The sequence below is a fragment of the Rubritalea marina DSM 17716 genome, from assembly GCF_000378105.1.
GTDB classification, from domain to species: Bacteria; Verrucomicrobiota; Verrucomicrobiia; order Verrucomicrobiales; family Akkermansiaceae; genus Rubritalea; species Rubritalea marina.
On record NZ_KB899256.1, the window covers coordinates 29,847 to 40,534 of the forward strand.

The window sequence follows — 10,688 nt, forward strand, 5'->3', positions numbered from 1 at the left end:
TAACAAACAAAGGCGTCCTTTAGGAAGATTATTCGAGTGAATGGAATCAACAACCCATTCCTCGATCAGCCGGCGCACATGGCCACCGCCTCGATGAATTGCACTTCAAGAGACACCCAACAAACCAAGGACCCCCGCTTGGTACATGCTCGCGTGGATTTTAAAGTCGATGGCGTGGCCTGCAGCTTGTTGATCGGCGAGGAATTGGTTGAGCTCTGCGACTGGCACGACGTGCACTTGGATGTCTTCGCCATCGACTCCGCCACCTGCGTGCTCGCGTACGATTCCCGTAGCCGCGAACATATGCGTCACCTCCGGCGTCATGCCGGCTGAGGTTGGCGAGGCGATCAGCTCGATCATCTTACCCGCGCGAAATCCAGTTTCCTCCAATAATTCACGCGCGGCGCAATCGGCCACAGTCTCACCTTCAAATTCTGGTTCATCGCCCACCAATCCAGCGGGCACCTCGATCACACGGCACTGCATCGGCACGCGAAATTGTTCCACCAGCACCACCTCACCTGCATCGGTTAGCGGCAAGATCGTGGCACACACTGCCGCTTGTGGGCGCAGGGCAAACTCCCAATTCCCCCGGCGATACAAGCCCAAGTACTTCCCCTCATGCAACACCTCCACATCATCATTCGTCATGGCTTACGAACTAACACAATGAGAGCGACCACAGCAAGCCGTGATCCCCGAAGACATCATCAGACCAGTCGGGAGAGCGCAGCTTTCAACGACTCGTCTTGCGCAGCTCGCCCGGCGGCTTTCCGGTCATGCGCTTCACAAAGTTCGACAAGCCCACAGGGTCCGAAAACCCTGCCTGCTGAGCGATAGTCTCTAAGCGGGCCGACGGGTCCTGAAGTAAATCAACAATCGCCTCAACCTTGCGCTCGCGCATCACCACAGCCGGGCTACTCTGAGAGCACTTCACGAAGGCGCGCTCCAAGCCACGGCGAGAAACACCACAAAACTTCGCCAGTGCCTCCACACTAGTATTCGACAGCGGCCTAGCCTCGATGTAATCCATCGCTTTTTGGTAGACCAACGCGTACCTATCCTTACGGTGGCTCGACTCACGGCTGACAATGTTCGCCGGTGTCCGATGGATTTCCATGGAATCACTGTAGACACCCAAGCTCTTCCCAAGGTCAACCACGGCAGCCCTACCGAGCTCCGCCACCTTGAGGTCAATGCTGGTCAGGGTTGGGCTCGACGATTCGCAAAGCAAGCGATCGTTATCCACACCGATCACGGCGACTTCGTCAGGCGCAGACAAACCGAGAATCTCGCAGGCATGCAGCACATCCAGAGCAGCTTCATCATTGCAGGCCAAGACCCCACAGGGTTTCGGCAGCGCCTCGAGCCAATCCGCTATCTGCTCCACCGCTTTCCAGTTTGCCCTGGCTTCAAGCGATAGAGTGAGCGTCTCATTACTGACACCCAGCGAGGTCGCATAAGAATGAAATACCTTGCGGCGCGCTTCCGACCACATCACCCCGCCCCAGTGCACAAACCCCCAGTACCCTAGATTAAGATAAGAGAATTCCTCGCCAGCCAAACGGCCAATTTCAAAGTCATCCGGGATTGGGCCATTCAAATATGCCGCCGAATCAGCATCCTCGGCCGATCGAATAAACACAGACGGGATCTCCATCGCCGCAATCGCCTCGGCCACCGGCTGGCTCAGCCCACGAGACAAAACCCCATCAATCTTTCTCAATTGGATATAATTCTCTAATTCCTCAATGCTGAACTGGGTTGGCAAAAACCAAAAATTCCACTTCACCGACTCCGAACGCATGGAAAAAAAACCGCGTAGCAACTCACGTGAGTAAAAACTCTCACGGTCTCCTAAAAATAGAACATTTAATTTTTTCTGCATGACCACTATGTCGCAATAAATACATTCAATATTGTGTCTCCATGGCCTATTCCTTATAGCTACCGACACTAATCTACCACCATGTCAGTCATCCTAGTAGCAGAAAACATTTTCGCCAAAGGCCAAAGTACCTTCGAGGCACTCAACCAAGAGAGCTCATATTCCTTTGTCCCAGTAAAGCAAGATGAGCACACCGTATCTGACGCAATTCGTAAACACCAGTCAAAAGCTTTCATCGCCGGCACCCATCCCTACACCAGCTCACTCTACCAAGCACTCCCCCATGGCGGCATCATTTCACGCTTTGGCGTCGGCCACGACAGCATTGATAAAGAGCTCGCCAGCCAACGCGGGCTCTACGTCACCAACACCCCCGGGGTGCTCGACAATGCCGTGGCCGAGCACGCATGCTGGATGATGGGCAATCTCGCACGCCACATCCACCTCGCCCACCACAACACCGTGGCGGGCAGCTGGAACGCAGCCACAGGCATCGAACTCCAGGGCCGCAAAGCCACCATCCTCGGCTTCGGACGCATCGGCCAATCCCTCTGCCGCAAGCTCAGCTTCGGCTTCGACATGCATGTCACCGGAGTCGGGACGCGCCCAGCATCTGAATATGCACACCTGCAGGAAACCACTGGATACCGCCACTACACCACCGACCGGGACGCCGCCATCTCCGACGCCGATTTTGTCATCTTACTGATGGCATCCACCCCAGCCACGCGCCACCTTGCCGATGCCTCATTCTTCGAAAAAATGCCCAACCACGCCTGTCTCATCAACTCCGCGCGCGGCGCCGTGGTCAACGAGCTCGACCTCTATGAGGCGCTCCACAGCGGCCACATCGCAGCTGCCGGCTTGGACGTGTTTGAAGATGAACCCTACCGCGCTCAAGATCCTAACAAAGATCTAAGAACGCTGCCCAACATCCTACTCACACCACACATCGGCGCCAACACCAGCGAGTCAAACAGCGCCATGGCCGCCGCAGCAGCACAGAATGTCTTCACCATTCTGGAGCAAGGCGCACCAGCGTGCCGCAACATTGTGAACCCCAAATAGATTGAAGCGATTCAGCATAAAACTGTCGCAATGTGTATAATCACCATCCGCCTCTTACCATTGTCTCACCTACCCCAACACGCCACACTTCGACCATGAGCACCATTTACGTCTCCAGCATTTCCTACCACAAAGCGCAGTCCACCTTCGAGCAGCTCAACGCAGAAACGGAATACACCTTCGAGCCGGTCAACGAACAAGAAGCACCACTCGCAAAACAGATCCAAGAGAACGACGTCAAAGCCTTCATCGCTGATATCTACCCATACACCGGAGCTCTCTACTCAGCCCTGCCACGCGGTGGCATCATCGCCCGCTATGGCGTGGGTCACGACAGCATCGACAAAAATCTAGCCACCCAGCACGGCCTCTATGTCGCCAACACACCTGGAGTGCTAGACAACGCGGTCGCCGAGCACGCCTGCTGGATGATGGGCGCCATTTCCCGCCACCTACATACCTCCCACCGCACCACCATCGCCAATCAATGGCTCCCTCAGGCAGGTGTGGAACTGCGCGGCCGCAAGGTCGCCATTCTAGGCTTCGGACGCATCGGCCAGAACCTCTGCCAGAAGCTTAGCTTCGGCTTTGGCATGGACATCATCGGCGTCGATATCCAACCAGAAGAAAACTTTACCGATCTCAAAGAATCGGTGGGCTTCAGCCGCTACACCACCGATCGTGACGCCGCCCTCGCGGATGCAGACTACGTTGTACTGTTGATGGCAGTCGTGCCAGCCACCAAGCACATCGCCAATGCCGAGATGTTTGCCAAAATGAAAGACAGCGCTATTCTCATCAACTCAGCACGCGGCGCACTCGTTGATGAAAATGCCCTCTACGATGCACTCAGTAATGGCGACATCGCCGGTGCCTGCCTCGACGTCTTCGAGGTAGAACCCTATCAGCCACAAGCCGCAGCCAAAGACCTGCGCGTGCTCCACAACGTGCTACTCACCCCACACGTCGGCTCAAACACAGCTGAATCCAACGCAGCGATGGCTAGCACCGCCGCCCAGAATATCATCACCATCCTCGAACAAGGCCCAGCCGCCTGCCCGAATCTGGTAAACCAATAACAAGTCGCCTCCCCCCCAGCAGCAGCACCTTTCATCATGCACAAACACCTCATCATCATGGGCGTATCCGGATGTGGCAAATCCACCATCGGCAGCCTCCTCGCAGAAGCACTCAATGCACGCTTCTATGACGGTGACGATTTCCACCCTCAGTCAAACATTGAGAAAATGGCTGCCGGCACCCCCCTTACCGACCTAGACCGCCAACCATGGTTAGAACAGGTCGCCGCACTCATCCGCGACACTCCAAGCTCTAGCGTTACGGCCTGTTCAGCCTTAAAAAAACAATACCGTGACATCTTGCGCCGTGCCGGCAAGGTGCAATTCATCCACCTTCAAGGGTGTCGTAAAACCTTGCTAGAGAGGATGCAACAGCGCGCAAACTCTAGCAGCCATTTCATGCCTGCTAGCCTCCTCGATAGCCAGCTCGCCACGCTAGAAGACCCCAGCGCAGAGCCAGACACACTCAGCGTCTCCATCGAGCCAAGCACCCAAGAAATCATCCACCATGTCCTCAAACAGCTCTAAAGAAACCATGCACGTCGTGTCGGAGGCCGCACACAACGACCTCATCACCGCCGCATTCATCGCCCGTGGATTCAATGAACAAGAAGGCCGGGCCGCGGCCGAAATTGCAGCAGTCGCCACCACCCACGGCAACCGCACCCACAATGCCCTCAAGGCGCTGCACCTCGATGAATTACTCGGCTCAGCCATCGGCAATTGCACTCCTGGTGCCGATCTCATTAAATTGCCCAAGCGCTTCGCCGCGGCAGAGGTCTGGGACGGCAATAAGAAACTCGGCCAGCTAGTGGCCAAAGAGGCGTTCAACCGTGCCATCGAACTCGCTGACGAGTTTGGCATCGGCATGGTTTCTGTCGACAATGCCTGGCACTACCTCTGGGGCAGCGGCTACGCTATTGATGCCGCCAAGCGCGGCTACATCGCCTACACCAACTGCACCTCAACCCTCGCGGAGGTCGTACCATTCATGGGCAAATTCCCGACGCTCGGCACCAACCCTCACACCTGGGCATTCCCCACCACCGACACCTTAGGATTCCCGATCTGCATCGACTGGGCCACCTCCACGGTATCCATGGGCCGAGTGCAGCAACTCAAGCGCGAAGGCGGCACCTTGCCACCTGAATCCGCCGTGGACGCCCAGGGCAAGCCCACCACTGACCCCGCAGAAGCGGTCTCGCTTCTCCCATTTGGCCGCCACAAGGGCTACGGACTTTCCTTGGTGAATGAACTCACCGCCGCCTACATTGGAGGCTCACTTCCCACCATCCGCGGCACCCAATCCTCCGATGCTCAGGAAAAAACCACCTCGTCATTCTTCTTTCAGATCATCCACCCCGAGGCCGTGAGCGGCGGCGCCTTCGCCAACGGGCGAAGCCAAGACGCCAACGTGCAGGCAGTCATCGATGACATCCTAGGCCACGGCAATGCGCACTGCTTGCTGCCTGGACAGCTCGAAGCCGAAGCAGCCAAAAAGACCGCGGAAGCCGGAGGCTTGCTATTCTCCTGCGCCGAACTCGAGGAACTCAATGCTATCGCAGCCGAGCTCAAGCTACCACCACTCACCTCTCTCTAAGCGTATGAGCTACCTTCACGACGACGTCTTCCTTGATTCCGACATTGCCAAGCGCCTCTATCACGAGACCGCAAAGCAGCTACCAATCATTGACTTCCACACCCACCTCCCACAGCGAGAGATCCTCGACGACCATCGCTTCGAGAACCTCTGGGAGCTTTGGCTCAAACACGATCACTACAAATGGAGACTCATGCGCGGCTGCGGAGTGGATGAACACTTCATCACCGGAGATGCCAGCCCCTGGGAGAAATTCGAAGCCTTCGCCAGCATCCTGCCACTCGCGCTGGGCAACCCCGTCCACCACTGGGCCCATCTCGAACTGCAGCGTGTCTTCGGCATCCAGGAGATACTCAACGCCGCCAACGCAAAACCCATCTGGGATGCCGCCAACGCACAGCTCCAATCAAGCATCAGCGTTCGCACATTGCTGCAGGAATTTAATGTCGAACTCCTCTGTACCACCGACGACCCATGTGACGATTTGGCACTGCATTCCGATCTCGCCAAAAGCGATGCCGCTACCAAGGTCTACCCAACATTCCGCCCCGACTCCTGTACCAATTTCTCAGGAATCGGAAAACTGCAGTGCTGGCTCGATGCCCTCAGCCAATCAAGCGGCATCCAGATCAGCCACTACAAGCACCTCCTAGACGCCCTAAAGCAACGGCACGACCACTTCCACATGGCAGGCTGCCGCCTTTCCGATCACGGGCTCGCCCACATGCCCAATGGAGAGGCCACACAAGACCAGCTCGAGCAGCTCTTCAGCTCCGCTCTCGAAGGCGCCCCCCTCACCCAAGAAGACTGGGAGCCCATCGCCTTTGACATCCTCAAACACATCGCTGGCTGGAACAAAAATCGCGGCTGGACAATGCAGCTGCACCTCGGCCCCCAGCGCGGAGTCAACCAAGCGATGGCCGAACAAATCGGCCCCGACAGCGGCTTCGACACGATGGGTTCATGGCCACAAACTGCACGCCTCATCGAAGCACTCAATCGCTTCAACAAGACTGGCGTCCTCAGCAAAACCATCGTCTACAACCTCAACCCCAATGAGTCTGAAGCTCTCTGCTGCGCACTCCAAAACTTCCAGAATAGCGACGCCCGTGGACTCATCCAATACGGCCCAGCATGGTGGCACCTCGACCACGTGCGTGGCATCCGCGAACAGCTCGACATCCTCAGCTCACTCAGCGCCCTAGGCACCTCAGTAGGCATGCTCACCGACTCACGCTCATTCACCTCCTACGTCCGCCACGAATACTTCCGTAGGCTCCTCTGCCAATTTGTTGGCAATGCCGCAAACGCAGGAGAAATACCCAATGACATCGAATCTCTGAAATCATTCATTGCCGATATCTGCTACCACAACCCCAGCCAGTACTTCGGCTGGCCTAGCCCTTCATAACCCCATGAACTACCGCATTGCACTCAGCCTTCTCCTGGCCTGCAGCAGCTTGAGCCTCGCCGCCACACAGCCTAACATCATACTCATTTGTATCGATGACTTACGCCCCGAGCTCCCGAGCTTTGGCAAAGACTACATCCAGGCTCCCGCCATCGAAGGGCTCGCGGCAGAGGGCAGACTCTTCAAGCGCCACTACGTCCAAGCTCCCACCTGTGGAGCATCACGCTTCGCCATGCTCACAGGCCTCTACCCAAAGACAGCCAAGCAACTCAGCAACGGAGCATTCAGAAGCCACGACCACAACAGCGCCCCCAGCTTCCCAGCTCACTTACGCAGTCATGGCTACCTCACCAGCTGCGTCGGTAAGGTCTCACATTATCCAGGAGGTTTCACGGGCAAAAATTGGAACGACAAAACCAAGCCAGAGCTACCCGGCGCATGGGACCGCCAGCCTGATTGTTCAGGAGACTGGCTCACCCCTCAAGGATTGATGCACGGCTATGCCGATGGCAAAGCCCGCAAGCGCGGCAAGACCCCAGCCCTCGAGGCCGCCGCAAAAGCAAGCTACCCAGATGACGCAATCCTCGACACCTTCCATCAGGAAATCGCCTTCCTCAACGACCAAAAAAAACCTTGGCTTTGTGCCGTTGGACTGCTCCGGCCACACCTTCCCTTTGCCTGCCCAAAGGAATTCCTCGCTTGCTACGATCAGACAGAACTCCCATCCATCCCCGCCGCCAAGAAACCCAAACAAGGCGAATTCTGGCACCCGAGCGCCGAATTCTTTGGCGGCTACAAGCACCCAAGTGACCCAAGAAATAACGCCAAATACGCCGATGCTGTGCGCCGTCACTACGCCGCCTGCGTGACCTACGCTGACTCGAAAGTCGCAGAGATTCTCGAGACCCTCGAGTCCACTGGAGCCACCAAAAACACCATCATCATCCTCTGGTCAGACCACGGATGGCACCTCGGCGAACAACAAATCTGGGGGAAACACTCACCCTACCACGTGGCCCTCCACGCGCCACTCATCATCAAGACTCCTGAAATGCTAAAACCTGGGGTACCCAGTGAGGCAGTCGTCGAAAGTATCGATATCTACCCCACCCTCTGCGAACTTTTGTCACTCCCCACCCCCGGCCACCTCGAGGGAACCTCACTCGTGAAGATCGTCGCAGACCCCCGAGCCGAATCTGATGATCTCGCCATCGCCCATTGGGGCAAGCTACGCTCAGAGATCCGTAGCGATGACCACCAAATCATCAACCGCAAAACCAACAAGACCACCCAACGCTACAATCTAGCCAAAGATCCCCACGAATCACACAATTTGGCCCACTAGCAACTCTCGAACCACCACCTCAAGCTTCCATGGATTTCCTCAACTCACTCTTCAACCTCAACGGAAAAGTCGCCCTCGTCATCGGTGGCACCGGAGAACTCTGCAGCCACATGGCCAAAGGCCTCGCACAAGCAGGCGCCGAAGTCGCCCTCGTCGGCCGCAATGCCGAGAAGGCACAACAACGGATCGACGCCATCGAGGCCGCAGGCGGCAAAGCCTACTTCATCGCCGCAGACGTGGCCGACAAAGCAGCCATCCAAGGAGCACTCGACACCGCCGTCGCCCGCTCAGGCAAGGTCGACATCCTCGTCAATGGCGCCGGCATCAACTCCCCCACACCCGCACTCGAAATTAGCACCGAGGAGTTTCAAAACATCCTCAATGTCAACCTCACCGCCACCCTCCACGGCTGCCAAGTCTTTGCCAGCTATTGCCTCGAAAACAACATCCAAGGCAGCATCATCAACCTAGGCTCCATCTCTGGCCTCAACCCACTCTCCCGCGTCTTTTCCTACTCGGCCTCCAAGGCAGCCGTCCACAATCTCAGCAAAAACCTCGCTCGCGAGTGGGCAAACCAAGGGATCCGAGTCAACACCCTCGTGCCTGGATTCTTCCCCGCCGAGCAAAACAAAAGTGTCCTCGACGAATCCCGCGTCGCCTCCATCATGAACCACACCCCGATGGAGCGCTTCGGCAGCCCAGACGAACTCGTAGGCGCCACCATCCTACTAGCATCCAACACAGCCGGCAGCTTCATCACCGGCCACGAAATGATCGTCGACGGCGGTTTCAATAGCATGAGCATCTAAGCAGGGATGCGTGTCCCTGAGAATCGATCTAATTCTCTGTATTGAGCCTGGCACTTTATAGAAAACACAGTTTACAGAGGATATATAGATGATCATGCGCGCCCATGACTATCGATGAATATCCCTCGACTGAAAAACCGCTCCAGAAATCCGAGCTAAGTGTGAAATCTGAGCTATATGAAGCCTAAAATGGGCAGAAATCCTGCGTTCCGGGCACGACGATGCGCACCTTTTCTCTTGAGAGTTCAGCGACAGGGAATGAGACGATTTTTGGTCTCCTCATCAAGTGTGAGGGCGCACTTCGCACGCATCCTTCAAATGCTGCCGGTGGGCGTAGATGCGAGACTCTTTGGTGTACGGCATCTTCTTCGCTCCATGGGTGCGATTCGCATAAGCCTCGCCGCATTGATCTTGCAGCGCGCTGAAGCCATCCTCGACAAATTCTTTAGAACCAAAGATCACACCATCCACCGCAAAACGTAACTTGCAGCGCAGCATCTGACGCCAGTTCAACTTGCCTCCCTCGTTGAGGATTTGCTCTACCTCTTTTCTATCAAAACCTAGCTTACGCTTCCTCCGTGCCGACTGTGACTCACTAGGAATGGCATCCCCTACAGCCGCTTCCCCTTCTTCTGCTAGCATGCAACGATAGCGCGCACTCTCGCTTCTGAAGTCGAACCTTCTCTCCTCTTTCAGACTTCCCTTCTTGTCGTGTTCAGCTTGCCTCAAACTGGCCAAGTATTCATGCATCTTTTCCCTGCCGACCGCCTTCCACGCCTCGCAGAGCTCGAAGCTACTCTCATGCAACATCAAGGCCAGCAGCCCAGTTTGTACGCCCTTTGAGCTCCCATGAGCTGCAGCGTAGCCGCACCATCTGAAGTCCAGCGGCTCCTTCACGATGCCAGCTCGTAAAGGATTAAGGTCAATATATGCAGCGATAAAGCGTGCATGCCAGCCTCCCTGTACTTGCACGCTGGTAAAGCGCCCCTGCCACAAGGCCCCTTCTTTACCCTGTTCCTTGTTGAACCATCGGCTGTAGCCTTGCTTGATCGAGCGCATGAACTCCGAAAGGTTCCACATTCTGCGAGTGTAAGGCTCTCTTATCCCACGCACAGCAGCATCACGCTTTTCAACATCGGGTATCGCGCGGGCTGTGGCCAAGCGTTGCTGCATATCATCGATCAAGTCCTGCGAATACAAATGCGATAGTTGCTTGAGGAACTGATGATCGCTGATTTCATCAGCCTTGCCTGGCGGCACGTAGACCATCACATGGATGTGATTGCTCATAATGCAATACGCCAGCACCTTAAGATCGCCGAAGGCCTCGTACTTGCGCATCAGCTGCACAAAGAACTCACGGCCATGATCATCAAATACAAACTCGCGCCAAACAGCGCGAGTCACACAATGGTAAATACCACCCTGAGTGTCTTGGTGGCACGATAACAAATACTTACGGGGAATTCGCATGGGAGGAGGAGGGAT

General features: G+C 56.1%; 10 protein-coding genes. 7 read left to right on the top strand and 3 right to left on the bottom strand.

All coding sequences use genetic code 11. The features are described 5' to 3' along the window. Positions 1–105: 105 nt before the first annotated feature. Positions 106–651, bottom strand: a complete 546-nt coding sequence (locus tag F454_RS0109060) for an NUDIX hydrolase (RefSeq protein WP_018970335.1) — start codon at positions 649–651, stop codon at positions 106–108. Between the two features lie 85 nt (positions 652–736). Next, positions 737–1,888, bottom strand: a complete 1,152-nt coding sequence (locus F454_RS0109065) for a substrate-binding domain-containing protein (protein ID WP_018970336.1) — start codon at positions 1,886–1,888, stop codon at positions 737–739. Between the two features lie 81 nt (positions 1,889–1,969). Between F454_RS0109065 and F454_RS0109070 the strand changes: the two genes are divergently transcribed. The 7 genes from F454_RS0109070 (at position 1,970) to F454_RS0109100 (ending at position 9,200) form a co-directional block, all read left to right on the top strand. Further along, the gene (locus tag F454_RS0109070) at positions 1,970–2,956 is read left to right on the top strand and encodes an NAD(P)-dependent oxidoreductase (protein WP_018970337.1); all 987 of its coding nucleotides are present in this window, start codon (positions 1,970–1,972) and stop codon (positions 2,954–2,956) included. Between the two features lie 95 nt (positions 2,957–3,051). Beyond that, positions 3,052–4,035 carry an NAD(P)-dependent oxidoreductase gene (locus F454_RS14745; RefSeq protein ID WP_018970338.1) on the top strand — a complete coding sequence of 328 codons (984 nt, stop codon included), beginning with the start codon at positions 3,052–3,054 and terminating at the stop codon, positions 4,033–4,035. A gap of 36 nt (positions 4,036–4,071) precedes the next feature. Beyond that, on the top strand, positions 4,072–4,563 hold the full coding sequence (locus tag F454_RS0109080) for a gluconokinase (protein ID WP_018970339.1): 492 nt from the start codon (positions 4,072–4,074) through the stop codon (positions 4,561–4,563). Next, the gene (locus tag F454_RS0109085; RefSeq protein ID WP_018970340.1) at positions 4,544–5,635 is read left to right on the top strand and encodes an Ldh family oxidoreductase; all 1,092 of its coding nucleotides are present in this window, start codon (positions 4,544–4,546) and stop codon (positions 5,633–5,635) included. The genes F454_RS0109080 and F454_RS0109085 overlap by 20 nt, the downstream gene beginning before the upstream one ends. A gap of 4 nt (positions 5,636–5,639) precedes the next feature. Further along, positions 5,640–7,046: a glucuronate isomerase gene (gene uxaC, locus F454_RS0109090; protein WP_018970341.1), complete on the top strand. Its 1,407-nt coding sequence runs from the start codon at positions 5,640–5,642 to the stop codon at positions 7,044–7,046. 4 nt (positions 7,047–7,050) lie between these two features. Next, a complete protein-coding gene (locus F454_RS14750; protein WP_018970342.1) occupies positions 7,051–8,391 on the top strand; it encodes a sulfatase in 1,341 nt (446 codons plus the stop codon). 29 nt (positions 8,392–8,420) lie between these two features. Next, positions 8,421–9,200, top strand: a complete 780-nt coding sequence (locus F454_RS0109100; protein ID WP_018970343.1) for an SDR family oxidoreductase — start codon at positions 8,421–8,423, stop codon at positions 9,198–9,200. Between the two features lie 282 nt (positions 9,201–9,482). On the opposite strand, the gene F454_RS0109105 is transcribed toward F454_RS0109100, so the two are convergent. Next, on the bottom strand, positions 9,483–10,673 hold the full coding sequence (locus F454_RS0109105) for a transposase (protein ID WP_083912955.1): 1,191 nt from the start codon (positions 10,671–10,673) through the stop codon (positions 9,483–9,485). Between the last annotated feature and the right edge of the window lie 15 nt (positions 10,674–10,688).